Origin of the sequence: Streptomyces sp. MJM8645, assembly GCF_001625365.1 — a bacterium.
Lineage (GTDB): Bacteria > Actinomycetota > Actinomycetes > Streptomycetales > Streptomycetaceae > Kitasatospora.
In genome coordinates this window covers 3,152,677-3,177,875 of record NZ_LJJF01000001.1, presented here as the reverse complement: position 1 = coordinate 3,177,875, position 25,199 = coordinate 3,152,677, and the positions used below count along the sequence as shown (strand labels likewise).

The window sequence follows — 25,199 nt, the reverse complement described above, 5'->3', positions numbered from 1 at the left end:
GCGGGGCTGGGCCATTGGGGGGAGGGGGCGGGTGGCGGGGCCGCCGCGCGGGGCCGGGGCGGGGCGAGGGGCGGGTGGGGCGGAAGGGCGGGCTGGGGCGGGCGGCACGGCCTAGGCTTTGCAGTACCGAAAGCACTCGCATGCCCACAACCGGGAGGACCCCCGTGCGGTACCACAACTCGATCATCGACCTCGTCGGCAACACGCCGCTGGTCAAGCTGAACAAGGTCACCGAGGGCATCAGCGCGACAGTGCTGGCGAAGGTCGAGTACTTCAACCCCGGCGGCTCGGTGAAGGACCGCATCGCGATGCGCATGATCGAGGCCGCCGAGGCCTCGGGCGCCCTGAAGCCGGGCGGCACCATCGTCGAGCCGACCTCCGGCAACACCGGTGTCGGCCTGGCGATCGTGGCCCAGCAGAAGGGCTACAAGTGCATCTTCGTCTGTCCGGACAAGGTGTCCACCGACAAGATCAACACCCTGCGCGCGTACGGCGCCGAGGTGGTCGTCTGTCCCACCGCCGTGGCCCCCGAGCACCCGGACTCGTACTACAACGTCTCCGACCGGCTCGTCCGGGAGACCCCGAACGCCTGGAAGCCGGACCAGTACTCCAACCCGGACAACCCGGCCTCGCACTACCACTCCACCGGTCCGGAGCTGTGGGAGCAGACCGAGGGCCGGATCACCCACTTCGTGGCGGGCGTCGGCACCGGCGGCACCATCTCCGGCACCGGCAACTACCTGAAGGAGGTCTCGGGCGGCAAGGTCAAGGTGATCGGCGCCGACCCGGAGGGCTCGGTCTACTCGGGCGGCACCGGCCGGCCGTACCTGGTCGAGGGCGTGGGCGAGGACTTCTGGCCGACCGCCTACGACCGTGACGTCGCCGACGGCATCGTCGCCGTCTCCGACAAGGACTCCTTCCAGATGACCCGCCGCCTGGCCAAGGAGGAGGGCCTGCTGGTCGGCGGCTCCTGCGGCATGGCCGTGGTGGCCGCGCTGGAGGTGGCCAAGGGCCTGGGCCCGGACGACGTCGTGGTGGTGCTGCTGCCGGACGGCGGCCGCGGCTACCTGTCCAAGATCTTCAACGACGACTGGATGGCCGACTACGGCTTCCTGCCCTCGGCCACCGACGAGGCGCACATCGGCGAGGTGCTGGCCCGCAAGGACGCCATCGAGCACGAGGGCATCCCGCAGTTCGTCCACATGCACCCGAACGAGACGGTCGCCGAGGCGGTCCGGGTGCTGCGCGAGTACGGCGTCTCGCAGATGCCGGTGGTCTCCCCGGGGGCCGGGCACCCCGACATCATGGCCGGCGAGGTGATCGGCTCGGTGGCGGAGAAGCTGCTGCTGGAGGGCGTCTTCGCGAAGGAGATCGAGCTGACCGACACGCTGGACCGGGTGATGTCCAAGCCGCTGCCGGTCGTCGGTGCGGGCGAGACGGTCACCAACCTGATGACCGTGCTGGAGAAGGCCGACGCCGCGGTGGTGCTGGTGGACGGCAAGCCGCAGGGCATCGTCACCCGCCAGGACCTGCTGGGCTTCCTCGCCGGCCGCGCCGCGCACTGACCCGTCCGGCGCCGGCCCTGACCGGCCCCGGCGGGCCCTGACCGACCCCGACCCCGCCACCGGCTCCGGTCGGCGGGGCGGACGAGGTTTCGCCCACGTTTTGCCCGCGGTTCGCCCACGGGCGAAGTGGTACACCGGCGTCACCTGCCCGCAGCACGCGGTTAACAACCGTCCGGCATCGTGGTGGTCAACGGCAAGACGCCGAGCGAGACGACGGCAACCGTCCGGGAGCGGCTCCCCGGCGGACGCGGTCGGCTCCGGACACGTCGGGCGGTCCTGACCCGGCCCGCCGTGTCCGCCCTCCAACCCGGCAACGGGGGAGAGGGGCCTCCGCGGGAGGTGCCGTCGTCCCGCCCCTGTCCGGCTGCGGCCGGTCGACAGGGTGCGGCGGCTCCCGCGGTACTGCGCGCCGCACGGCGCGTCTCCGCGGTTCCCGGGTGGGGGAACCGAGGCGGAGAACGGCAGGGCCGGTCCTTCTCCGAGGGACCGGCCCTTCCCGTACGCTCACACGCATGACCAGCACTGAAACCACCCAGGACGAGCCGCGCTACGTCCGGCTCAAGATCGAGCTCATCGCGGAGATCACCGACGAGGGCGCGCTCAAGGCGGCCGCCCTGAAGCAGGTGACCGAGGACGAGTACCTCGACGACGACGAGCGCGCCCAGTCCGTCGACGCCATCGAGGTGGACCCGTCGGGTTCGCTCGCCCACTTCATCGACCCGGTGGCGCTGCTCGGCGACGTGCCGGGTGTCGAACTGGCCTCGGCGACCTGGGAGTCGGCGCAGACCGAGTTCGACCCCGAGAACGAGGGTTGGGACGAGTACGTGGTGGACGAGTCCGCCGAGTAGCGGCCTCGCCCCGCGAGCTCGTCACCGCTCGTGAACGCCCGGTCTGCCCCGCAGGCCGGGCGTTTTTTCCCTGTTCACCGGGAAGTTGGGTCATCTCATACGATCGCTTACCCTTCGGAGGTGGAACCGTGCACGGGCGGATTGCGTTTCTGTATCCGTAAATGCCCGGGATGATCAGCAGGGAGACGCGACGTGACGGCACGGGACGGTCAGGGGCGGGCAGGCGGAGGCAACTGGAGCCGGCGCGGAGTGCTCGCGGGTCTGATCGGGGCGCCGGTCCTGCTGCTCGCGGCCTGCAACGACACCAAGAGCGCCGACGCCAACGGCTCGGGCGGTTCGGGCGGTTCGGGCGGTTCCGCTGGAACCCCGGGCGCGGGCAGCGGCTCCGGCGGGACCAGCAGCGCGCCGAAGACCTCGACCGCCGTCATCACCGTCACCCCTGCGGACGGTGCCGCCTCCGCCAGCTTCAGCGAGCCGGTCAAGGTCACCGTCAGCAACGGCACCCTGGGCACCGTCAAGGTCACCGACTCCACGGGCAAGGAACTGGCCGGCCAGCTCGCCTCCGACGGCGCCAGCTGGACCTCGGCCGCCGCCCCCGCCAGCGGCACCAAGTACACCGTGGCCGCCACCGCCCTCGACAAGGACAAGCTGGAGGCGGACGCCAACGCCACCTTCACCACGGCCACCCCGGCCAACACCTTCGTCGGCTACTTCACGCCCGAGGACGGCTCGGTCGTCGGCGTCGGCATGCCCGTCTCGATCACCTTCAGCAAGCCGATCACCGACCGCAAGGCCGTCCAGCAGGCGATCACCGTGATAGCCGAGCCGGGTGTCGAGATCGTCGGGTACTGGTTCTCCAGCACCCGCCTCGACTTCCGGCCGCAGGAGTACTGGGCCAAGGGCACCAAGGTCACCCTCAAGCTCCGGCTCAAGGACGTCGAGGGCGCCAAGGGCGTCTACGGCACCCAGTCCAAGGACGTCCGCTTCACCATCGGCCGCGCCCAGACCAGCGTCGCCGACCTCGCCGCCAAGAAGCTCACCGTCACCACCGACGGCCAGGTCAGCGCCGTCTACAAGATCTCCGGCGGGTCGCCCGAGCACCGCACCTGGGGCGGCAAGATGGTGATCTCCGAGCAGTTCCAGCAGACCCGGATGAACTCGCAGACCGTCAACCTCGGCAGCGAGTACGACATCGCGGACGTGCCGCACGCCCAGCGGCTCACCACCTCGGGCACCTTCATCCACGGCAACTACTGGTCCTCGTCGTCGATCTTCGGCGGCCAGAACACCAGCCACGGCTGCATCGGCCTCCAGGACGCCAAGGGCGCGCAGGACGGCAGCACGGACGGCTACAAGTTCTACAAGAGCTCCATGGTCGGCGACGTGGTCGAGGTCGTGAACTCCGGTGACAAGACCGTCGCGCCGGACAACGGCCTGAACGGCTGGAACCTCGGCTGGGCCGCCTGGAAGGCCGGCAGCGCCGTCTGACGCCGGGAGCCGCCGGTCAGCGCGGGTCAGCGCTTGGCGTAGTCGGCGAAACCCTGCCAGTCGACGATCACGCACGGCTCGTCGCCGACGATCCAGGCATCGTGCCCGGGCGGGCAGATCATCAGGTCGCCCGGGCCGAACTCGGTCTCCTGACCGTCGTCCATGACGATCCTCATCCGGCCCGAGACCACGTACCCCGTGTGGGCGGCCAGGCAGCTGTCGGTCTTGGCGATCGGCTTCACGTGCTTGGACCACTGCCAACCCGGGTGGAACACGGCCCGGCCCACCGGGCCGGCGTCCAGGTTGACCAGACGCAGTTCCCCCGTGCCCTCCTCGAAGGGGCGGACCTCCTCGGGGGCGTCGAAGCTCATGCGGACGAGACCGGACATGGCGCACTCCTCTCCCCACGGACGGCCCGGCCGTCCAGCGAGAGGAGGAGGCAGGCCCGTCTGCTGGCCCTTCCAGTCTGCGCCCCGACCGGCGGGCGGTCACCTCGGGTGGCCGGCCCGCCGGAACGGTCACGGACGGTCAGCCCTGCGTGCGGGCCACGCCGATCGGGCAGGAGGCGCCGGTGCCGCCGAGGCCGCAGTAGCCGTTCGGGTTCTTGGCGTCGGACAGGTACTGCTGGTGGTACGGCTCGGCCGGGTAGAACGGGCCCGCCGGGGCGATCTCGGTGGTGATCGGGCCGTAGCCGAGCGCGGTCAGGGCCGGCTGGAAGGCGTCCCGGCCGGCGGCCGCGGCGGCGGCCTGGACGGGGGAGTGGGTGTAGACGGCGGAGCGGTACTGGGTGCCGACGTCGTTGCCCTGGCGGTTGCCCTGGGTCGGGTCGTGCGCCTCCCAGAAGGTCTTCAGCAGCCGCTCGTAGGAGACCAGCGAGGGGTCGAACACCACCCGGACCGCCTCGGTGTGCCCGGTCAGCCCGCTGCACACCTCCTCGTACGTCGGGTGGGGGGTGTAGCCGCCCTGGTAACCGACCAGCGTCGTCCAGACGCCGGGCAGGCGCCAGAACGTCCGCTCGGCGCCCCAGAAGCAGCCCAGCCCGAAGTCGGCCACCTCCAGGCCGTCCGGGTACGGCCCGGTGAGCGGGTGGCCGAGCACGGTGTGCGGCTCGCGCAGCGCGAAGCCCGGCGACTCCCGGCCGGGCAGCGCCTGGTCGGCGGGAACGAGCGAGGTCTTGTGGCGGTTGAACAGCACGGCCTGCTCCAGCTGGGTAGGGAGGGTTGCGCAGGATTCAACGCGGCGGGCCGCCCCCGGATTCCGGCGCCGCCCGGATTCCGCCGCCGCCCCGGTCCACGGCCGGCCCGGTTCACGGCGGGCTGGGACGTTCCGGAGGGCACCGGCCCGTACGGCCACTAGGCTCGACCCATGACCGAGCACCAGCTTCCCCAGGGCTTCGAGACCCTCGCCATCCACGCGGGTCAGGAAGCAGACCCCCAGACCGGGGCCGTCGTCACGCCGATCTACCAGGTGTCCACCTACAAGCAGGACGGGGTGGGCGGCCTGCGGGGCGGCTACGAGTACAGCCGCAGCGCCAACCCGACCCGCACCGCGCTGGAGGAGTGCCTCGCGGCACTGGAAGGCGGCGCCCGTGGCCTCGCCTTCGCCTCCGGCCTGGCCGCCGAGGACACCCTGCTGCGCACCATCCTCAAGCCGGGCGACCACATCGTGATCCCCAACGACGCCTACGGCGGCACCTTCCGGCTGTTCGCCAAGGTGCTGACCCGCTGGGGCGTCGAGTTCTCCGTCGCCAACACCCAGGACCTGGCGACCGTCCGCGCCGCGCTGCGCCCCAACACCCGCGCGGTCTGGGTGGAGACCCCGTCCAACCCGCTGCTGGGCATCACCGACCTGGCCGCGCTCGCCGAGGTCGCGCACGGCGCCGGCGCGCTGCTGGTGGTCGACAACACCTTCGCCAGCCCGTACCTGCAGCAGCCGATCGCGCTCGGCGCGGACGCGGTCGTGCACTCGACCACCAAGTACATGGGCGGCCACTCGGACGTGGTCGGCGGTGCGCTGGTGCTGGCCGACGCGAGCCTGGGCGAGGAGGTGGCGTACCACCAGAACGCGATGGGCGCCGTCTCCGGGCCGTTCGACGCCTGGCTGGTGCTGCGCGGCATCAAGACGCTGGGCGTCCGGATGGACCGGCACAGCGCCAACGCGGAGAAGGTCGCCGAGCTGCTGGCGAGCCACCCGAAGGTCAGCCAGGTGCTGTACCCGGGCCTGCCCGAGCACCCCGGCCACGAGATCGCCGCCAAGCAGATGAAGGCCTTCGGCGGCATGGTCTCGTTCCGGGTCCAGGGCGGCGAGGAGGCGGCGGTCGAGGTCTGCAACCGCGCGCAGCTGTTCACGCTCGGCGAGTCGCTCGGCGGCGTGGAGTCGCTGATCGAGCACCCGGGCCGGATGACCCACGCCTCGGTGGCCGGTTCGGCGCTGGAGGTGCCCGCCGACCTGGTGCGCGTCTCGGTCGGCATCGAGTCGATCGACGACCTGCTCGCCGACCTCAAGCAGGCGCTGGGCTAGGACGCGCCCAGAAGTCCGGAGCCTGTCGAAGATCTCCGGCCTCGGTGAGCAGTCCGGGGACCGCGATGGTCACCTGACGCGCTGCCGGCGCACTCGGCCGGAGGAGCCCCTGTGGGCTCCTCCGGCCGGTCCATTGCGTCATGCCCTCACGCGCTCGCGCCGGAGCGGTCCTTCAGGAGCGCTTCCAGGAGGTGGGGGACGCGGGCGTGCAATCCTCGTTCGGGTCGGGCTTGCCGCGCACCAGGTCCCAGAGGTTCCATTCGCCCCACGTGGTCCATGAGTCCGCCGAGGCCCATGAGTGTGGCGGGCGCGGACACGGCTTCGGCGGGCACTTCTTGTCCTCGACCGTGATCGTCACACACGGGCAGTCCGCAGTCAGTTCGACCGTGGTCACCGCGGTCTGGGGCAGTTCGTAGCCGGGGGGAGCGGTGGTCTCCTGCCAGTAGTAGGTGCCGAACGGAAGGTTGTCCGCGGAGCAGGTGCCGTTCGCCCCGGTGGTGCAGGGGGAGCCGACGGGGGTGTCGGGGTTGGTTCCGGTGGTTTGGAGGCCGGGGACGCCGTTGGTCTCGTGCCAGAGCTGGAAGGTGGCGCCGGCCAGTGGTTGTCCGGTGGCGGAGTCGACCTTGGTGACCGTGGTGGAGCCGGTCGGGGTGGTGGTCTTGGTGTCCTGGACGGTGACGGGGATGCTCTGTCCGTCGGTGTCGAGGACCACGGTCGTCACCGCGGGCTGCGGCAGGTTGTAGCCGGGGGGTGCGGCAGTCTCCTGCCAGTAGTAGGTGCCCAGGGGGAGGCCGGTTGCGGAGCAGACGCCGTTCGCTCCGGTGGTGCAGGGGGAGCCGACGGGAGTGTCGGGGTTGGGGCCGGTGGTCTGGAGGCCGGGGACGCCGTTGGTCTCGTGCCACAGCTGGAAGGTGGCGCCGGCCAGTGGCTGCCCGGTGGCGGAGTCGACCTTGGTGACCGTAGTGGAGCCGGTCGGGGCGATGGTCTTGGTGTCCTGGACGGTGATCGGGACGTTCTGTCCGTTGGTGTTGAGGACGACGGTGGTGACGTTGAGTTCCGGCAGGTCGTAGCCGTTGGGCGCCGATACTTCTTGCCAGTAGTAGGTGCCGAGGGGGAGGCCGGTTGCGGAGCAGGTGCCGTTCGCTCCGGTGGTGCAGGGGGATCCGACGGGGGTGTCGGGGTTGGTTCCGGTGGTTTGGAGGCCGGGGACGCCGTTGGTCTCGTGCCACAGCTGGAAGGTCGCGCCGGCCAGGGGCTGCCCGGTGGCGGAGTCGACCTTGGTCACGCTGGTGGACGCGGTCGGAGCGGTGGCTTTGGTGTCCTGGACGGTGATCGGGACGTTCTGTCCGTTGGTGTTGAGGACGACGGTGGTGACGTTGAGCTCCGGCAGGTCGTAACCGGGGGGTGCGGCGGTTTCCTGCCAGTAGTAGGTGCCGAGCGGGAGGCCGGCCGTGGAGCAGACGCCGTTCGCCCCGGTGGTGCAGGGGGAGCCGACGGGGGTGTCGGGGTTGGCGCTGGTGGTCTGGAGACCGGGGACGCCGTTGGTCTCGTGCCACAGCTGGAAGGTCGCGCCGACCAGCGGTTGCCCGGTGGCGGAGTCGACCTTGGTCACGCTTGTGGACCCGGTCTCGACGATCGGGGACTTGGTGTCCTGGACGGTGACCGGGACGTTCTGCCCGTTCGTGTCGAGGACCACGGTCGTCACCGCGGGCTGCGGCAGGTCGTAGCCGGGGGGTGCGGCGGTCTCCTGCCAGTAGTAGGTGCCGAGCGGGAGACCGGTGGTGGAGCAGACGCCGTTCGCCCCGGTGGTGCAGGGGGCGCCCACCTCGGTGTCCGGGGTGGCCCCCGAGGTCTGGAGGCCGGGGACGCCGTTGGTCTCACGCCACAGCTGGAAGGTGGCCCCCGCCAGGGGCTGCCCCGTGACGGAGTCGACCTTCGTCACGCTGGTCGAGGCGGTGGGAGCGGGACTTCCGCACGCCGGAAGATCGCCGTTGAAGGGGTAGGCGTGGAACTCGGTCCCGGTCATCCCCGAGCCGGAGTTCTGCAGCAGCGAACCGGTGGTGAAGAACCGTCCGTTCAGACCGGGCAGGCTCATGGTGGCGGTGCTGGCCGGGTTGCCGACCAGCACACTGCCCTGGAACTGCCCCGATCCCTTGAGCGTGACGGACGTCGCGGCGGGGAAGTTCCACAGGAGGCGCTCGCGCAGCCGGTTCCAGGGGTCGGTGTCCTGGAGGCTCCCGCTGTAGGTGTTGATGGTGCGGGCGCCGCCCACGAGGTTGACGAGCACCGTCGCGTTCGTGGGGATGCCGGCGAACGCGATGCCCTGGGTGGAGCCTCCGTTCCCGGCGATGTCGAAGTCGACGTTGAAGACCTGGAGTGCGGAGGTGCCGTCACCGGTGAACAGGGTCTGGAACCCCTGGTTGACCGCGGTTCCGGTGGCGGGGCGGGGTGTGCCGACCCCGGCGTAGCACTCGCTCGCCGTCTGCAGCTGACCGCGCAGTGGCGTGTAGGCGGCCACGGCCTGCGCTTCCTGGACCTTCGTACCGACGATGGTGCCCGTGGCCGTGCCCGCGTAGCGGACGACGCCGCCCTCCGCCAGGAGCCTCTGCCCCGGGGCCACCGTGACGTTGCCTCCGGCGGTGAGGAAGTCGGCGCCGTCCGGCGGGGGGACCCGTGAGCCGACGCCGACGATGCCGATGTTGTAGACGGAGCTGGCTCCCGGGGCTTTGTTCAGGTCGAAGTTGCCGAGGGTCACCACGTGCCCCTCGGCCTCCGCGGCGGAACCGCCGACGTTGAAGTCGCCGCCGACGAAGATGTTGATTCCGGCGTCGCGGCCTGCGAAGGGACCGTTGTTGACCGGGGGGAACGTCGCGGGACAGTCCGCGCCCAGGCACGGCCCGAGGCCGCCCGGGAGACCGGCCGCGTACGCGGCCGGTGGTGCGACGAGTGACATGCCGAAGGGCACGAGCGTCAGGGCCAGGACGGAACCCACCGTCCTGCCGAGTCGGCGTCTCCAGGTGACGGTGGTCACCGGGTTCTGACTGGGCTTCACCTCAGTCCTCTCACCATGTGGACCCAATGGGGCCCTCGGAGTGTTCCGGGCTGGAGGGCCGAGCATCGCGACTCACTGGTGTTGTCATCTGAAAATCGTGTTAATGCACCCGTTCGGCTGTGCGTCGACGGCCGATCGGTCCGGGCGCGAGGGACGGCCTCCGGCCGTCGGCGGTCACTGGCCCTGCTGGTCCGCCGTGTACGACTCCATCGCGTGGTTGAAGCGGGCCAGCAGGGCGCAGAACGCCTGCTGCTCCTCGGGCGGCCAGTCGGCCGTCAGGCGGCGGGTCAACTCGGCCCGCCCGTCGCGGACTTCGGCCAGTCGGCCGGAGCCGACCGGGGTCAGCGCGAGGCGTACGGCGCGGCGGTCGGCCGGGTCCTGGACCCGGCCGACCAGCCCGCCCGCGACCAGCGGGGCGACCTGCCGGGTCACCGTGGAGGAGTCGACGCCGAGCGACTCGGCCAGCGCCTTGACGTTGGCGGGCCCGTGCCGCTCCAGGCGGTCGAGCAGCAGGTAGGCGGCCCGGTCCAGCGCGCCGAGACCGCCGCCGGTGGTCCGGACCTGGTCCATCCGGCGGGCGAACACCGCCAGCTGGTACTGGAGTCGGGCGTGCACGGGGTCGGTGCGGTCGGTGGCCTGGGGCGAGGTCGTCGTCATCGCGGCTCACGATCGTCGTGCGGTGAGGGAGGCTCAGAAGCAGCAGCGTACGCGGGCGGAGCGGGCCCGGGAACAGCCCCGACGTCCCGGATTGCCGGTGTCGACCACCGTAGGCTGGCGTTATGCACAACTGGCCGGTCACCCTCGACGACGTCCGCGGCGCCCAGAAGATGCTCGCCGGAATCGCCCGGGTGACGCCGATGGAGGGCAGCCGGTACCTGTCCGGGCTGATCGGCGCGCCGGTCCACCTGAAGTGCGAGAACCTCCAGCGCACCGGTTCGTTCAAGCTGCGCGGCGCGTACGTGCGGATCGCCGGGCTCTCGCCGGTGCAGCGGGCCGGCGGGGTGGTGGCGGCGAGCGCGGGCAACCACGCGCAGGGGGTGGCGCTGGCGGCCGCGCTGCTGGGGGTGCACTCGACCGTGTTCATGCCGGTCGCGGCGCCGCTGCCCAAGGTCGCGGCGACCCGGGAGTACGGCGCGCAGGTGCGGTTGCACGGCGCCACGGTGGACGAGGCGTTGCAGGCCGCGCAGCGGTACTCGGAGGCGACCGGCGCGGTGTTCATCCACCCCTTCGACCACTGGGACGTGGTCACCGGCCAGGCCACCGTCGGACTGGAGATCCTGGAGCAGTGCCCCGAGGTGCGGACCATCCTGGTCGGGGTGGGCGGCGGCGGCCTGCTGGCCGGGATCGCGGCGGCGGTCAAGCCGCTGCGGCCGGACGTCCGGGTGGTGGGGGTGCAGGCGGCGGGCGCGGCCGCGTACCCGCCCTCGCTGGCGGCCGGGCGGCCGGTGTCACTGGAGCACTACGCCACGATGGCCGACGGGATCATGGTCGGCCGGCCCGGGGACATCCCGTTCGAGGTGATCAACTCGCTGGCGGACGGCGTCCGGACGGTCTCCGAGGACGCGCTGTCGCGGGCCCTGCTGCTCGGCCTGGAGCGGTTGAAACTGGTGGTCGAACCGGCCGGGGCGGCCCCGATCGCGGCGCTGCTGGAGCAGCCGGACTCCTTCGAGGGACCGGTGGTGGCCGTGCTGTCCGGCGGCAACATCGACCCGCAGCTGATGCAGCGGGTGCTGCGGCACGGGCTGGCGGCGGCTGGCCGGTACCTGTCGCTGCGGGTGCGGCTGGCGGACAAGCCGGGCTCGCTGGCCGACCTGCTGGGGGTGCTGACCAGGCTGGACGCCAACGTGCTGGACGTCGCGCACGTGCGGATCGACCCGCGGCTGGGGCTGACCGAGGTCGAGGTGGACCTGCACCTGGAGACCAAGGGGCCGGAGCACTGCGCGGCCGTGGTCGGCGAGCTGCGGGACGCGGGGTACGTCGTTTCCAGCTGAGTTCGGAAGGTGCCGCAGGCGCTTGGGGGGCCGGGTGTCTCGGGCGCCGGACGGTGCGGGGCGGGCCTCGGTGGATCTCGGCGGATCTCGGTGGATGTCAGTGGTCCCTGTCACGATGGCGGAGCCCTGTGCCTTGACGCGATATATCGCGTGCTGCCAGACTCGCGATACATCGCGTTCTGTGTCCTGGTAGGCGAAAACCGAGTCGCCCGCATGCCCGAAAAAGGGGCAGAGTGTGACAGATCGCCCATATTCGTCCGAGGAGATGAGGCAGGCCATGGCGCCAGCCATCCAAGCCGAGAACCTGGTCAAGACCTTCGGCGACGTACGAGCCCTGGACGGCGTCAGCCTCGACGTCCCCGAGGGCACGGTGCTCGGGCTGCTCGGCCCGAACGGCGCCGGCAAGACCACCACCGTGCGGGTCCTCGCCACCCTGCTGCGCCCCGACTCGGGCCGCGCGGTGGTCGCCGGCGTCGACGTGCTCAAGCACCCCAACAAGGTCCGCAGCCTGATCGGCCTGTCCGGCCAGTACGCGGCGGTCGACGAGTACCTCACCGGCTTCGAGAACCTCCAGATGGTCGGCGAGCTCTACCAGATGAGCGCCCGTCAGGCGAAGGTGAGGGCGCTGGAGCTGCTGGAGTGGTTCAACCTCACCGAGGCCAAGGACCGCACCGCCAAGACCTACTCCGGCGGCATGCGCCGCCGCCTCGACCTCGCCGCCGCGCTGGTCGTCCGGCCGCCGGTGATGTTCCTCGACGAGCCGACCACCGGCCTCGACCCGCGCAACCGGCTCGCGCTCTGGGAGGTCATCGAGACCCTGGTCGAGCAGGGCACCACGCTGCTGCTCACCACCCAGTACCTGGAGGAGGCCGACCGGCTGGCGCACGACATCGCCGTCGTCGACCACGGCCGGGTGATCGCCCGCGGCACCGCCGACCAGCTCAAGGCCCAGATCGGCGGCGAGCGGATAGAGGTCGTGGTGCACGAGCCGGGCCTGGTCGCCGACGCGGTCGCGGCGCTGTCCGGGTACGCGCTGGGCGAGCCGGCGGTGGAGAAGAACACCCGCCGGATCACCGTGCCGGTCAGCGGCGGCGCCCGGGTGCTCGCCGACGTCATCCGCGAACTCGACGCCCGCGGCATCGAGATCGACGACATCGGCCTGCGCCGCCCGACCCTGGACGACGTGTTCCTCACCCTCACCGGCCACGTCGCCGAGACGGTGGAGGAGGAGAGCGGCTCCGGCGGCCGCGGCCGGGGCGGCCGGGGCAAGGGCGGGCCGTCCGCCGAGGGGCCGCCCGCCGAGGGGCCGTCCGCCGAGGGGCCGGACGGCTCCGACGGCCAGGGACCGGACAAGCAGGCCGTCGCGGCCGGAACGGAGCGCTGAGATGAGCACCGCCACCGAGCACGCCATCGGCGAGGCGATGCCCAGGCAGCGCCGCGGCATCGCCGCCACCCTGCACGACTCCTGGGTGGTCGCCAAGCGCAACCTGCGCCGGATGACCAGGATCCCCGAGATCGTGGTCTTCGGGCTGATGCAGCCGGTCATGTTCGTGCTGCTGTTCTCGTACGTGATGGGCGGGGCGATCAAGATCCCCGGGGCGAGCTCCAGCTCCGACTCGTACATCCAGTTCCTGATGGCCGGCATCTTCGCCCAGACCGTCACCTTCGCCGTCGCCGGCGCCTCCGCCGGGATCGCGGAGGACATGACCAAGGGCCTGGTGGACCGCTTCCGCTCGCTGCCGATGGCCCGCTCGGCGGTGCTGGTCGGCCGCACCCTCGCCGACCTGTGCCAGACCGCGTTCACCGTGATCGTGCTGGCCCTGGTCGCGCTGCTGGTCGGCTGGCGGATCCACGACGGCGTGCTCAACGCGCTCGGCGCCTTCGGCCTGCTGCTCCTGCTCGGCTACGCGTTCTCCTGGATCGGCGCGCTGATCGGCCTCTCGGTGCGCAGCCCCGAGGCGGCCACCTCGGCCGGCCTGATCTGGCTGTTCCCGCTGACCTTCGTCTCCAACGCCTTCGTGCCGGTCAGCTCGATGCCGGGCTGGCTGCAGACGGTCGCGTACTGGAACCCGTTCAGCGCCACCGTGCAGGCCTGCCGAGACCTGTTCGGCAACCAGGTCGGCCCGGTGGACGCCACCTGGCCGATGCAGCACGCCGCGCTGGTGTCGGTGCTGTGGTCGGTGCTGATCACCGCGGTGTTCTCCTGGCTGTCGGTGCGCAAGTACCGCTCGGCCGTGGGCTGAACCGCGCCCGGTACGCCGCGAGGGCGGCCGCGGAGTCCAGGGACTCCGCGGCCGCCCTCGTCGGTCGGTCGGTCTGGTCAGGTCTGGTCAGGCCGGGTCAGGCCAGATCAGACCGGATCAGGCTTGGTCAGCCGGCGTGCGGCACGACCTTGACGATCTTCACCATGGCGGGCTTGCCGTTCGGCAGCTCGTAGGTCGCCTCGTCGCCGATCTGCTTGCCGTCGATCGCGCGGCCCAGCGGCGACTGCGGCGAGTAGACGTCCATGGTGTCGGAGCCGGCGACCTCGCGCGAGGCGAGCAGGAACTCCATGGTGTCGTCCTCGTCGCCGTCGAAGGCGACCGTGACGACCATGCCCGGGGCCACCACACCCGAGTCGGCCGGCGCCTCGCCGACCTTGGCACGCTCCAGCAGCTGGGTCAGCTGGCGGATGCGCAGCTCGTACTTGCCCTGCTCCTCCTTGGCCGCGTGATAGCCGGCGTTCTCCTTGAGGTCCCCCTCCTCGCGCGCCGCCTCGATCTTCTGGGCGATCTCGATGCGCCAGGGCCCGGTCAGGTGATCCAGCTCGGCCTTCAGCTGGTCGTAGCCGGCCTGAGTGAGCCAGGTCACGTTCTCACTGGTCTGGGTCACGGGTGCTCCTCGTAGGTGCTGGGGCTGTGCTGCGGGTGTGAGTCGTCAGCAGGGTTGGTGGTGATATCGGTCGTAACTACAAAGCAACGCCCGCTCCCGTACCATCCGGTGCGGAAGGGGCGAAACCACGAGCCTAACAAGTCCTGCCGACAAGCAGAAGGGTCGTTTGCGCGCCATTGACGTCGGCGTTGCGCCACGGTGTACAGCGAATGCGCCACGGTGTACGGCGGTGGTGCGTGCCGGGCCGGGTGCGGGACTTCCTACGGATGCCCGTTCTCCCGATCGGTTATGCGCCGGTGTCCGGCAGAGTACCGGTGGTGCCCGGCAGAGTACCGGTGAGCGGGGCGCGGTGCCGGTGCGACTCGGCGGGCGGGCCGCCTGCGCAGGCGGCCGGACGGACTCCTTCGCGCTTCTTCGCGGGCCTACTTCTTCGCCGGCGTGCAGCCCAGCAGTTCGGCGGTGGTGCCGCGGGCGGTGGTCCGCAGCGTGACCACGGCGTCGTAGCTGGAGCCGCCGGCCGGCACCGGGAAGTCGGCCACCCCGACCACCGAGCCGTCCGACCCCTGCGAGCGGACCGTGCAGCTGCCGGCCGTCCCGCCGCTCTTGCGCACCGCCAGGTGCAGCTCGACCTCGGAGTCCGAGACCGCCTGGAAGGTCGGTACCGAGCCGTTGATCGTGGTCTCGCGCAGCAGGTAGGAGCCGCCCAGCCAGGCCACCAGGCCCAGGCCCAGCACGCCGCAGACCGCGCCGGCCACCTTCAGGCGGCGGTCCGAATCGCGGTCGCCGCGCCGGCCGTAGCGCCCCTCGGGCAGCTGCGGGGTGGTGGTGCTCGCGTTCATCGGACCCAGTCCTCTCCTGACGGGAGGGGCCGCGCGAGTGGTGCGGGGGAATGCGACGCTCCTCCAGTCCGTCACTATAGGAGGGGCACGCCCGCGGCCGGTCCGGCGGGGGCGGGGCTCGACCGGGCCGGGGTACGTCCGCGGCCGGTCCCGCGGCGACGCGGCCCCGACGTGAGCGGCTCGTACGGTGGGCGGACCGGACTTCGCGGAACGCCCGATATGTGGAAGGAACGCAAGGCGTTGACTGAGCAGTTGCGACTGATGGCGGTGCACGCCCACCCGGACGACGAGTCCAGCAAGGGCGCGGCCACCATGGCCATGTACGTCGAGCAGGGAGTGGACGTGCTCGTGGCCACCTGCACCGGGGGCGAACGCGGGTCGGTTCTCAACCCCAAGCTCCAGGGGGACCCGTACATCGAGGAGAACATCCACGAGGTGCGCCGCAAGGAGATGGACGAGGCCCGGGCGATCCTGGGCGTCAAGCAGGCCTGGCTCGGCTTCGTCGACTCCGGCCTGCCCGAGGGCGACCCGCTGCCCCCGCTGCCCGAGGGCTGCTTCGCCCTGGAGGACGTGAAGGAGGCGGCCGAACCGCTGGTCCGGCTGATCCGGGAGTTCAAGCCGCAGGTCATCACGACCTACGACGAGAACGGCGGCTACCCGCACCCCGACCACATCATGACCCACAAGATCACCATGCTGGCCTTCGACGCCGCCGGAGACCCGGACGCCTACCCGGAGGCCGGCGAGCCCTGGCAGCCGCTGAAGGTCTACTACAACCACGGCTTCCCGATGGGCCGCATCCGCGCCCTGCACCAGTACCTCACCGAGCACGGCCACGACTCGCCGTACGGCGAGTGGATCGCGGGCTGGGAGAAGAGCGGCCGCCAGGAGCGCGAGATCACCACCCGGGTGAGCTGCGGCGACTGGTTCGAGACCCGCGACCGCGCCCTGATCGCCCACGCCACCCAGATCGACCCCGACGGGCCGTGGTTCCGCGTCCCGCTGGACGTCCAGCGCGAGGTCTGGCCCACCGAGGACTACGAACTCGCCCGTACCCTGATCGACGTGGACCTGCCGGAGGACGACCTGTTCGCCGGCCTGCGCACCCCCACCCTGGCCGTCGAGGCCGCCGACACGCGCGACTGAACCACCCCCCGATGGCCCGGCTCCCCGTGAGCCGGGCCACCATAGAGATATGAGCGCCCCCGTGAACCTCGTCAACCTCGCCGCCGACCTCGCCGTCGACGACGCCAAGGTCACCCCCGGACTCCTCGGCTTCGTCGTCTTCGCCGCCCTCGGCGTGGCCACCTGGTTCCTGGCCAAGTCCATGAACCGGCAGTTCAAGAAGGTCGACTTCGCGGAGGAGCCGGAAGCCCCCAAGGAGTAGCGCGCGGGCGCGCGCGGGGCCCGGCTCGCCGCAGCCGGCGTCCCGGCGCCCGGCCCCCGATGCGCGAGGATGGGGGGCATGCCGAACCGTCTCGCGGACGCGACCTCGCCGTACCTGCTGCAGCATGCCGAGAACCCGGTCGACTGGTGGCCCTGGGGGCCGGAGGCCTTCGCGGAGGCGCAGCGCCGCGGGGTGCCGGTGCTGCTCAGCGTCGGGTATGCGGCGTGCCACTGGTGTCATGTGATGGCCCACGAGAGCTTCGAGGATGCCGGGGTCGCCGGTTACCTGAACGAGCGGTTCGTCGCCGTCAAGGTGGACCGGGAGGAGCGGCCCGACGTCGACGCCGTCTACATGGAGGCCGTGCAGGCCGCCACCGGGCAGGGCGGCTGGCCGATGACGGTGTTCCTCACGCCCGACAAGGAGCCGTTCTACTTCGGCACCTACTTCCCGCCCGAGCCCCGGCACGGGATGCCGTCCTTCCGGCAGGTGCTGGAAGGCGTCGACGCCGCCTGGCGGGGCCGGCGGCAGGAGGTCGCGGAGGTCGCCGGGCGGATCCGGGCCGACCTCGCCGAGCGCGCCGCCGTCTACTCGGCCGGTGCCCACCACCCGCCCGCCGGCGCCGACCTGCACCAGGCGCTGGTCACCCTCAGCCGGGAGTTCGACGACCGGCACGGCGGCTTCGGGGGCGCGCCCAAGTTCCCGCCGGCCATGGTCGTCGAGTTCCTGCTGCGCCACCACGCCCGCACCGGCTCCGAGGCGGCCCTGGAGATGGCCGTCCGCACCGGCGAGGCGATGGCCCGAGGCGGCATCCACGACCAACTCGGCGGCGGCTTCGCCCGGTACGCGGTCGACGCCGGCTGGGTCGTGCCGCACTTCGAGAAGATGCTGTACGACAACGCCCTGCTGCTGCGTGCCTACCTGCACCTGTGGCGGGCCACCGGATCCCCGCTGGCCCGCCGGACCGCGCTGACCACCGCCGACTTCCTGCTGCGCGAACTGCGCACCCCCGAAGGCGCGTTCGCATCCGCGCTGGACGCCGACAGCCTCGACGAGGAGACCGGGAAGTCCACCGAAGGCGCCTACTACGTGTGGGAGCCAGGCCAGTTGGTCGACCTGCTCGGCCCCGCCGACGCGGCCACCGCCGCCCGGCTGTTCACCGTCACCGCCGGCGGCACCTTCGAACACGGCACTTCCGTCCTCCAACTCCTCGTCGAACCCGAGGACTTCGCCGAGTACGAGACCATCCGCGCCCGGCTGTTCGAGGCCCGCACCCGGCGGCCCGCCCCCGCCCGCGACGACAAGGTCGTCGCCGCCTGGAACGGCCTCGCCATCGCCGCCCTCGCCGAGACCGGCGCCCTCCTGGAGCGCCCCGACCTCGTCGAGGCCGCCGAACGCGCCGCCGACCTGCTGCTCGCCGTCCACCTCACCCCCGACGGTCGACTGCTGCGCACCTCCCGCGACGGCCGGGCCGGCACCAACGCGGGCGTCCTGGAGGACTACGCCGACACCGCCGAGGGCTTCCTGGCCCTGTACGCCGTCACCGGCGACGCCGCCTGGCTGCAACTGGCCGGCGGACTCCTCGACACCGTGCTCAAGCACTTCACCGACGAGGCCTCCGGCGCGCTCTACGACACCGCCGACGACGCCGAGGAACTCATCCGGCGCCCCCAGGACCCCACCGACAACGCCACCCCGTCCGGCTGGACCGCCGCCGCCGGCGCCCTGCTCACCTACGCCGCCTACACCGGCTCCGACCGGCACCGGACGGCCGCCGAACGGGCCCTCGGCATCGTCGGCTCGCTCGCGTCCCGGGCCCCCCGGTTCATCGGCTGGGGCCTCGCCGTCGCCGAGGCGCTGCTCGACGGGCCGCGCGAAGTCGCCGTCGTCGGCCCGGCCGACGACCCGGCCACCGCCGCACTGCGCCGGGCCGCACTACTCGGCACCGCGCCCGGGGCGGTCGTCGCGGTGGGCTCGCCGGCGGGCCCGGCGGATGGTTCGCCGGCGCGCCCGGTGGAGAGCCCGGCGGATGGTTCAGCGGAGGACGGTGGCGCGGAGGTGCCGCTGCTGGCGGACCGGCCGCTGGTCGGCGGAGCGCCCGCCGCCTACGTCTGCCGGCACTTCGCCTGCGAAGCGCCGACCACCGACCCGGCAGTCCTCGGCGAGCGGCTGGGCGTCGTCGTCGAATAATCCGCTGGTGGGAGGGGCGCGGCCGGGCCAGAATGGGCCATGACCTGGACCTTGAGCAGCTCGTTCGACGACTTCCGGCGCCACGCGGAAGAATTCCTCGCCGCCCGCCCGGCCGAGAGCACCGTCCTGCTCACGGTCGTCCACCGGCTGGCCGAACGCGGCCTGGACGTGTTCGGGCAGCGGCCACCGGTCTTCGGCTGGTGGCGCCCGGTGGACGGCGGCCCGGTCGAAGGAGCCTTCCTCCAGACGCCGCCGTTCAGCCCCCGGCTCTCCTGCACACCGGCGGCGGCAGCCGAGCTGGCGGTCGAACTGGCCGCCGCCGGGAGCGAGTTCACCGAGGTGTCCGGCGTCGGCGGAGGTGCGGACGCGGTCAGGGCCTTCGCCGCGGCCTGGACCGCCGTCACCGGCGCCGACCAGTCCGTCCGCTTCAACGAACGGCTCTACCGGCTCGGCGAGTTGACCGACCCGCCCCGCCCGCCCGCCGGCCACCACCGACCCGCCACACCGGCCGACCGCGAACTGGCGATCCGCTGGTACGAGGAGTTCCTCGTCGAAGCCGGGGTCGACCTGCCCAACATCCCCCAGGCCGTCGACGACCGGATCGCCACCGGCGGCCTCCACCTGTGGGAGGACGGCCGCCGCCCCGTCGCCCTGGCCGGCAGCAGCCCGGTGATCGCCGGCATGTCCCGCATCGGCCCCGTCTACACCCCGACCGACCAGCGCGGACGCGGCTACGCCAGCGCCGTCACCGCCGCCGCCTCCGCACACGCCCTCGCCCAGGGGGCGGCCGAGGTCCTGCTCTACACCGACCTCGCCAACCCGACCAGCAACTCCATCTACCAGCAGATCGGCTACCGGCCGGTCGAGGACTGCCTGACCCTGGACTTCACGACGCAGGACGGACGTTACGCGTAGTCGACCGGACGGCCGCCGACCACCTTCGTGTTGAAGGGGTCGGCGGCCGAAGCCGCGACGGGTGCCGGCAGATGGTCCGCGTTCACATACGTCTGCGCGCAGGTCAGCAGATTGCCGCCGGCCGACTTCATGTCACCGGCCAGGCCGTCCAACAGCGCCTTCCAGGCCGCACCGCACCCCTGCAACGCCGCCCCGCTCTGCCAACCCGCCAGACTCCCGGCCGCCTTGGCGCTCGGCTCGGCCAACTTCGCGGTCTCGTCGGGCACTTTCCCGGCGACGGCCAGCGCGCTGTTCCCGGCCGCGGTCAACTCGCCTGGTTTGACGGTGAATCCTGGGTCGCTCGGCACGATGTCCCCCCGGACGTCCGATGTCGGTCGTGGGCTATGGTAGCGGCGAGTACTGGGGGGTGCACTCATGGTTGACACGGATCGGCAAGCGGGAGAGAACCGCCTCGATCTCGCGAGCCTGAAGAACGCCAAGCCGGAGGACCTGCACACGGCGGCGGACGCCTACGACGCGCTGCACAAGGCGTACACGCAGCACACCGCCGACTGGAAGAGCGGTACCGCCGACCGGGTCCACGGATCCGGCTGGACCGGCCCGGCGGCCGACGCCGCCTTCCACTCACTGGACGGCACCACCAGCCAACTGCACGCCGCCGAAACCGAACTGGCCGCCATCGGCCAGACCCTACGGGACCACGCGGACCTCTTCGGGCTCGCCCAGTCGAAACTCCGGCAGGCCCTCGTCGACGCCACCGCCAAGGGACTGACGGTCAGCGACACCGGGACGGTGAGCTGGCCCCCGGCGACCGGCCCCGTGGACGCCACCTGGGAGACGAAACAGAAGACGGCGGCCGAGGACGTCGCCAAGCGGATCAATGCCGCCATCACGGAGGCGAGTGCGGCCGACCAGACCCTGGCGGGGCTGCTCAAGGGCTTCACCCAGCACGCCACCAGCAAGTCGGGGCTGACCCTCGCCGTCGCCGAGGCCGACCAGAAGGCGGCGAACAGCCCGGGCTCCCCGTACCTCAGGGACATGCCCGCCGTGGGGGCGCCCCCGACGGAGGTCAACAACTGGTGGAACGGCCTCGACCCGGTGGGCCGGCAGTGGTACATCGACCACCACCCGGAGAACATCGGAAACCTGGACGGGGTCCCGGTGGAGGTGCGGGACGGCGTTAACCAGACGTACCTGGAGAAGCGAGTGAAGGAACTCGAAGGCAGGAACCGGACGAAGGAGGAAGAGGCGGAGTACAAGAAGCTCAGGCCCATCCGGGACCGCCTCTACCAGGACTCCAAGGCGACGGACGGTCGGCCGCGCACCTACCTGATCGGCATCGGCACCGAAGGCCAGGGCCGCGCGATCCTTTCCTTCGGAAACCCCGATACCGCCACCGACATCTCCTCCTACGTGCCAGGAATCACCACCACTCCCGGCTCGCTCGGCCCGGCGAAGCCGGACACCACGCCCGGCACCAACGAGGCGGAAAACGCCTTGAACGTCTGGCGAGAGGCCAACAAGAAGATCAAGCCCGGTGGATCGGCGGCCTCCATCATCTGGCTCGGCTACGACCCGCCGGACATCGACATCAAAGCGGCCACGCCCGAGCGGGCGGTCAAGGGTGCACCCGATTACGCGAGGTTCGTCACCGGGCTCCGGGCGACCAATACGAGCGGCCAGGGCCCGCACATCACCTCGATGGGGCACAGTTACGGCTCGCTCCTCGTCGGACAGGCCACGAAGATGGCCGCCCACCAGGGGAACTACACGCTGCCGGACGACGTGGTGATCATCGGTAGTCCCGGTGTCGGCGTGACGCATGCCTCGGACCTGGGGATGCCCGCCGGGCATGTGTGGGCGGGCGCGGCCGGCAATGACCCGGTCACCCAAATCCCCTCGGCAACCGCCGCGACGGCGCCCTGGCCCTTCGGCGGGTTGATCGGGGCCGACCCGCACGACCTTTGGTACGGGAGAGACCCGGCGAGCGAGTCCTTCGGGGCCAAGCGCTTCACAGTCGACGGCTGGAGCAAGTCGTGGAGCTGGGAGGACTTCGGGATGCACACCAAGTACCTGGCCCCGGAGACCGGCGGCCCCTCGCTGGGCAACATCGCGTCGATCGTGACGGGCAAGGCCGACGACGTTCACCTGACGGAGGGCCGATGACGACCCGCTGGAAGGTGATCGGCTCGATCGTGCTGTCGTTCGTCGTCGCGGTGGCCCTCGGCGCGGTGCTGTTCGCCAACGGGTACGGGCCATTGGCGTTGGCCGATCGATCGGGCCGGGTGGGTACGGGCGAGGCGAAGAGCCGGATCGACCATGTGCTGCGCGTCACCATGGACGGTATTTCACCCTCACTCACCCACGCGGGGGCCGAGTTCGAGGTGCAGCGGGAGGACGACCTCTGGGACGGCGAGCCGAGCATGGGGTCGGTTGTCACGGAGGTCGTCATCAGTAGGACCGTGATCTCACGGGCGAAACTGCCGACCCTGATGGACCAGGTGACTCAGGCCTGGAACGCACTCGGGAGCCGAGGGGCCGACCGGTCGGCCCCCTCTGAAGAGGTCCAGTCCCTGAGGGGAATCGGACAGCTCGACGGTGAGACGTTCCTGACGTTCTACGCGAGGCCACAGCAGGACTCGACCTACTTGGTGACGTTCAGGGCAGCGGCTTATGGGGTGCTGTACCAGACCGCCCATGAGTACAAGCCCGTGCCCCCGCTCGTCCGAACATCGCTCGACGCCAAGGTCGATGTGGTCGACGACCCGTACTGGTCGCACTGACGCCGCCCCCCGTCACTCCCAGTCCCACCTGATTCCCAGTAGGCACGGTCGCAGTGCCGTTGCGACCAGGTGGACGCAGTGGTGGCCGTCCAGGGTCAGTTCCTCCGTCTCGTAGGGGGCTTCGCCCGGGGAGTGGAGGGCGAAGCGGTGGCAGCGGACGGGGAGGGCGGCGGGGTGGAAGGTGATCTGGAGGACGTACTGGCCAGCGCCGGAGTTGAAGCCGCGGACGTATTCGCAGCTGGGGTCGGGGGAGGGGGTGTCGTCGAAGCCGTAGCCGAGGAGGTGGGTGTCGCCGGCGCGTAGGCGGCGGTCGAGGAGGAGTTCGGCGACGAGCAGGTGGTGGGTCTGGTCGCGGCGGATGCGGCCGGGGCGGCAGTTCTCTTCGGCGCGGACGCCGACGCGGGTGATGTCGCTGCCGGGGTCGCCCTGGTAGAGGGCGAGGTAGCGGTCGATGCCGTCGCGGTGGGCGCGGAGGGCGTGTTGGGAGTCGCGGCGGGCGAGTTGGCGGTCGGGGCCGAGGCGGATGCGTTCGATGTGGGTGATGGTGTGCAGGCCGGTGTCGCGGGGGCCGGCGATGGTGGCGAGCAGGTCGTCGACGGCGGTGGCGGGGGAGATGAGGTCGCGGTAGGGGCGTACGGGCGGGCCGGCGGGGGTGGTGTCGGCGGCGCGGCGGGGGCCGAGCAGGCGGGTGAGGGAGTGTTCGGGGAGGTCGAGGACGTCTTCGAGGGCGGTGACGGCGCGGAGGGATTCGGGGCGTTCGGGGCGGCGGCGGCCTTGTTGCCAGTAGCTGAGGCTGGTGAGGCCGACGTGGACGCCGCGCAGGGCGAGGTGGCGTCGGATGCGGTGGAGGGTGAGGCCGCGGGTGGCGATGGCGGTGCGCAGGGCGAGGTGGAAGGGGCCGGTTCGGAGGGCGGCGGTGAGGTCGGCCTGGTCGGTGCGGTGGATGACGGCCTCCTGGGGGACGGGTGCGGGCAGACCGTGTTTGACCGTGAATATTCACATCAGGGCGGCGGTTTGTCACCGGTCCTGGTGTGCCACGCGGGGGTTTTCGGGGTGGCGTTCACACCTGTGACCGGTCGTTCACACCTGAACTGTGGTGGTCCTTAGGGTCGTTGACCGGCCTCCGAGGGTGGCGGGATGCTCATGGCGCGATCCGGACCGCGCCCCCACACAGCACCTCGCTCCGCTTGTGCAAGGAGGCATTTCCCCCATGCCAGTTCCACGGATACGGCTGCGCCGCGCGGTCTCGCTGCTCGCCCTCGGCGTGCTGGGCCCGGCGCTGACCGCGGTGGCGGCCGCTCCGGCGCTCGCCGCCCCCGCCCAGGACCTCGCTCCCGTCCAGGACCGCGCCCAGGCGCAGGTTCGCCAGGCTGCCGCGCCCGGCAGCACGGCCGATCTGGCCGGCACGTTCAAGAAGCTCAACATCACCATGCAGCAGCAACAGCAGACCAACTGGTGCTGGGCGGCGAGCGGGAACACCATCGCCACCTGGTTCGGCTACAACTACAGCCAGAACCAGTTCTGCAACGCCGCGTTCGGCCGTTCGGCCAACTCCAGCTGCCCCAACAGCCAGGCTTCGCTGGCCGATGTGCAGAACGGGCTGGACTGGGCCGGCATCAACCCGGGTTCGTACGTCACCGGCTACCTGCGCTACAGCACCGTGCAGGCCGAGGTGGACGCGAACCGGCCGATCGAGACCCGGATCCAGTGGAGTTCCGGCGGCGGGCACATGCACGTCGTCTACGGCTACGACACCAGCAGCAACTGGGTGTACTGGGGCGACCCGTGGCCGTCCAACTACCGCTACAACTGGGCGGACTACAACTACTACGTGAACAACAACACGTTCTCGTGGACCCACTCCCTGTACCGGATCGGCGCGTGAGGGCGACCATGACTGACCTCGGAAAGGCCCGTCGGGCCGCCGTCACCGCCCTGCTCGCTGCCGGCCTCGGGCTGGCGTTGGCCCCGGCCGCGCACGCGGACGGGCCGGCCGGCGCCCCGGTGCCGGTGCCCGCCGCGGACCTGGCGAACGCCCGTGGCGTGGTCCAGGACCAGGCCGTCCTCGACAAGGTGGGCCACTTCTTCGCCCGCAAGGGCGTCCCGCCGACCCAGCAGCTGACCATCGGCGCGGCGCAGGAGGCGCAGGCGGCGAGCGCGGCCGCGCCGCGGCTGGCCGGCGACACCGTGCCGGTGTACACCCTGGACGCGGGTTTCGTGGCCGGCGCCCCGGGTGCGCCGGTGGCGAAGGCCGAGTTCACCGCGAGCAAGGTGGTCGCGGCGGACGGGCAGACGGCCTCGGTGTGGACGATCCGGCAGGGTGACTCCTGGCGGGTGGTCAACATCGCCTCCGGTGGTGACGAGAGCGACTACGCGGCGAAGGCGGCCGGCGGCGGGGGCGGTACGGCGTTCCGCGAGCCGCAGGTGAACGCCTGGTACGTGCTGCGCGACGGCCGGGTGCTGCCGCTGGACGACGAGGCCCGGCGCTCGGTGGGCGCGGGCGGGGTGTCGCTGGCCGCGTACCAGAAGCTGGTGCACCAGCGGTACGGGGACAAGCTGCCCGGCTCGGCGTACGACCGGGAGGGCAAGGGCGGCGGCTACCAGCTGGCGGCCGACCAGGAGCGGGCGGCGGGCGGCGGTTCGGCGCTGCCGGCCGTGACGGCGGCCGCGGCCCTGGGCGTCACCGCGCTCGTGGGCGCGGGTGCGGCCGTGCGGCGCAGGGCGGGTGTCCGACGGGGGTAGGGCCTCTCGGG

Annotated in this window: 23 protein-coding genes; 15 read left to right on the top strand and 8 right to left on the bottom strand. The window is 71.6% G+C overall.

Features of this window, described 5'->3' with window-relative positions:
* The first annotated feature begins 164 nt into the window (after positions 1 to 164).
* From A6F73_RS13465 to A6F73_RS13455, 3 genes are all read left to right on the top strand, one after another.
* Positions 165 to 1,565: a cystathionine beta-synthase gene (locus A6F73_RS13465; protein ID WP_063348022.1), complete on the top strand. Its 1,401-nt coding sequence runs from the start codon at positions 165 to 167 to the stop codon at positions 1,563 to 1,565.
* A 512-nt stretch (positions 1,566 to 2,077) separates the two neighbouring features.
* Positions 2,078 to 2,413: a hypothetical protein gene (locus tag A6F73_RS13460; RefSeq protein ID WP_063348021.1), complete on the top strand. Its 336-nt coding sequence runs from the start codon at positions 2,078 to 2,080 to the stop codon at positions 2,411 to 2,413.
* A 192-nt stretch (positions 2,414 to 2,605) separates the two neighbouring features.
* On the top strand, positions 2,606 to 3,901 hold the full coding sequence (locus A6F73_RS13455; protein WP_063348020.1) for an Ig-like domain-containing protein: 1,296 nt from the start codon (positions 2,606 to 2,608) through the stop codon (positions 3,899 to 3,901).
* A 26-nt stretch (positions 3,902 to 3,927) separates the two neighbouring features.
* On the opposite strand, the gene A6F73_RS13450 is transcribed toward A6F73_RS13455, so the two are convergent.
* Positions 3,928 to 4,290 carry a cupin domain-containing protein gene (locus A6F73_RS13450; RefSeq protein WP_063348019.1) on the bottom strand — a complete coding sequence of 121 codons (363 nt, stop codon included), beginning with the start codon at positions 4,288 to 4,290 and terminating at the stop codon, positions 3,928 to 3,930.
* A gap of 139 nt (positions 4,291 to 4,429) precedes the next feature.
* Positions 4,430 to 5,095 carry a peptide-methionine (S)-S-oxide reductase MsrA gene (gene msrA / locus A6F73_RS13445; protein WP_063348018.1) on the bottom strand — a complete coding sequence of 222 codons (666 nt, stop codon included), beginning with the start codon at positions 5,093 to 5,095 and terminating at the stop codon, positions 4,430 to 4,432.
* Positions 5,096 to 5,266: 171 nt separating this feature from the next.
* Between msrA and A6F73_RS13440 the strand changes: the two genes are divergently transcribed.
* Positions 5,267 to 6,421, top strand: a complete 1,155-nt coding sequence (locus tag A6F73_RS13440; protein ID WP_063348017.1) for a cystathionine gamma-synthase — start codon at positions 5,267 to 5,269, stop codon at positions 6,419 to 6,421.
* Between the two features lie 172 nt (positions 6,422 to 6,593).
* Here the strand turns inward: A6F73_RS13440 and A6F73_RS42515 are convergent, their stop codons facing one another.
* Both A6F73_RS42515 and A6F73_RS13430 read right to left on the bottom strand, forming a co-directional pair.
* The gene (locus A6F73_RS42515; RefSeq protein WP_063348016.1) at positions 6,594 to 9,473 is read right to left on the bottom strand and encodes a SpaA isopeptide-forming pilin-related protein; all 2,880 of its coding nucleotides are present in this window, start codon (positions 9,471 to 9,473) and stop codon (positions 6,594 to 6,596) included.
* Positions 9,474 to 9,647: 174 nt separating this feature from the next.
* Complete coding sequence (locus tag A6F73_RS13430) at positions 9,648 to 10,130, bottom strand: MarR family transcriptional regulator (protein WP_063348015.1); 483 nt, start codon at positions 10,128 to 10,130, stop codon at positions 9,648 to 9,650.
* Positions 10,131 to 10,252: 122 nt separating this feature from the next.
* On the opposite strand from A6F73_RS13430, the gene ilvA reads away from it, so the two are divergent.
* The 3 genes from ilvA (at position 10,253) to A6F73_RS13415 (ending at position 13,707) form a co-directional block, all read left to right on the top strand.
* Positions 10,253 to 11,464 (top strand): threonine ammonia-lyase, encoded by a 1,212-nt coding sequence (ilvA, locus tag A6F73_RS13425; RefSeq protein WP_063348014.1) that lies wholly within the window; start codon positions 10,253 to 10,255, stop codon positions 11,462 to 11,464.
* Positions 11,465 to 11,741: 277 nt separating this feature from the next.
* A complete protein-coding gene (locus tag A6F73_RS13420; protein ID WP_079135654.1) occupies positions 11,742 to 12,848 on the top strand; it encodes an ATP-binding cassette domain-containing protein in 1,107 nt (368 codons plus the stop codon).
* A 37-nt stretch (positions 12,849 to 12,885) separates the two neighbouring features.
* Complete coding sequence (locus tag A6F73_RS13415) at positions 12,886 to 13,707, top strand: ABC transporter permease (RefSeq protein ID WP_244293626.1); 822 nt, start codon at positions 12,886 to 12,888, stop codon at positions 13,705 to 13,707.
* Positions 13,708 to 13,834: 127 nt separating this feature from the next.
* Here A6F73_RS13415 and greA read toward each other — a convergent pair whose 3' ends face one another.
* The gene (gene greA / locus A6F73_RS13410) at positions 13,835 to 14,335 is read right to left on the bottom strand and encodes a transcription elongation factor GreA (protein ID WP_063348012.1); all 501 of its coding nucleotides are present in this window, start codon (positions 14,333 to 14,335) and stop codon (positions 13,835 to 13,837) included.
* Positions 14,336 to 14,757: 422 nt separating this feature from the next.
* Positions 14,758 to 15,174, bottom strand: coding sequence for a DUF4307 domain-containing protein (locus A6F73_RS13405; RefSeq protein WP_063348011.1), 417 nt, complete (start codon positions 15,172 to 15,174; stop codon positions 14,758 to 14,760).
* Between the two features lie 240 nt (positions 15,175 to 15,414).
* Here A6F73_RS13405 and mca point away from each other — a divergent pair, with 240 nt between their 5' ends.
* The 4 genes from mca (at position 15,415) to A6F73_RS13385 (ending at position 19,663) form a co-directional block, all read left to right on the top strand.
* On the top strand, positions 15,415 to 16,320 hold the full coding sequence (gene mca / locus A6F73_RS13400) for a mycothiol conjugate amidase Mca (RefSeq protein ID WP_063351176.1): 906 nt from the start codon (positions 15,415 to 15,417) through the stop codon (positions 16,318 to 16,320).
* Between the two features lie 49 nt (positions 16,321 to 16,369).
* On the top strand, positions 16,370 to 16,561 hold the full coding sequence (locus tag A6F73_RS13395; protein WP_063348010.1) for a hypothetical protein: 192 nt from the start codon (positions 16,370 to 16,372) through the stop codon (positions 16,559 to 16,561).
* Between the two features lie 78 nt (positions 16,562 to 16,639).
* Positions 16,640 to 18,748 carry a thioredoxin domain-containing protein gene (locus A6F73_RS13390; protein WP_063348009.1) on the top strand — a complete coding sequence of 703 codons (2,109 nt, stop codon included), beginning with the start codon at positions 16,640 to 16,642 and terminating at the stop codon, positions 18,746 to 18,748.
* Positions 18,749 to 18,787: 39 nt separating this feature from the next.
* Complete coding sequence (locus A6F73_RS13385) at positions 18,788 to 19,663, top strand: GNAT family N-acetyltransferase (RefSeq protein WP_063348008.1); 876 nt, start codon at positions 18,788 to 18,790, stop codon at positions 19,661 to 19,663.
* Here the strand turns inward: A6F73_RS13385 and A6F73_RS13380 are convergent.
* Positions 19,654 to 20,010, bottom strand: coding sequence for a hypothetical protein (locus tag A6F73_RS13380; RefSeq protein WP_159398447.1), 357 nt, complete (start codon positions 20,008 to 20,010; stop codon positions 19,654 to 19,656). The genes A6F73_RS13385 and A6F73_RS13380 overlap by 10 nt on opposite strands.
* A 67-nt stretch (positions 20,011 to 20,077) precedes the next feature.
* On the opposite strand from A6F73_RS13380, the gene A6F73_RS13375 reads away from it, so the two are divergent.
* Together A6F73_RS13375 and A6F73_RS13370 are read left to right on the top strand one after the other, a co-directional pair.
* Positions 20,078 to 21,829, top strand: a complete 1,752-nt coding sequence (locus tag A6F73_RS13375) for an alpha/beta hydrolase (RefSeq protein ID WP_063348006.1) — start codon at positions 20,078 to 20,080, stop codon at positions 21,827 to 21,829.
* The gene (locus A6F73_RS13370; RefSeq protein ID WP_063348005.1) at positions 21,826 to 22,446 is read left to right on the top strand and encodes a hypothetical protein; all 621 of its coding nucleotides are present in this window, start codon (positions 21,826 to 21,828) and stop codon (positions 22,444 to 22,446) included. The genes A6F73_RS13375 and A6F73_RS13370 overlap by 4 nt, the downstream gene beginning before the upstream one ends.
* A 12-nt stretch (positions 22,447 to 22,458) precedes the next feature.
* Here the strand turns inward: A6F73_RS13370 and A6F73_RS43085 are convergent, their stop codons facing one another.
* Entirely contained in the window at positions 22,459 to 23,391 is a 933-nt protein-coding gene (locus A6F73_RS43085) for a hypothetical protein (protein WP_079136260.1), read from the bottom strand.
* Positions 23,392 to 23,656: 265 nt separating this feature from the next.
* Between A6F73_RS43085 and A6F73_RS13355 the strand changes: the two genes are divergently transcribed.
* Both A6F73_RS13355 and A6F73_RS41420 read left to right on the top strand, forming a co-directional pair.
* Positions 23,657 to 24,331 (top strand): papain-like cysteine protease family protein, encoded by a 675-nt coding sequence (locus A6F73_RS13355; protein WP_063348002.1) that lies wholly within the window; start codon positions 23,657 to 23,659, stop codon positions 24,329 to 24,331.
* 8 nt (positions 24,332 to 24,339) lie between these two features.
* A complete protein-coding gene (locus tag A6F73_RS41420) occupies positions 24,340 to 25,188 on the top strand; it encodes a hypothetical protein (protein WP_063348001.1) in 849 nt (282 codons plus the stop codon).
* Positions 25,189 to 25,199 lie beyond the last annotated feature (11 nt).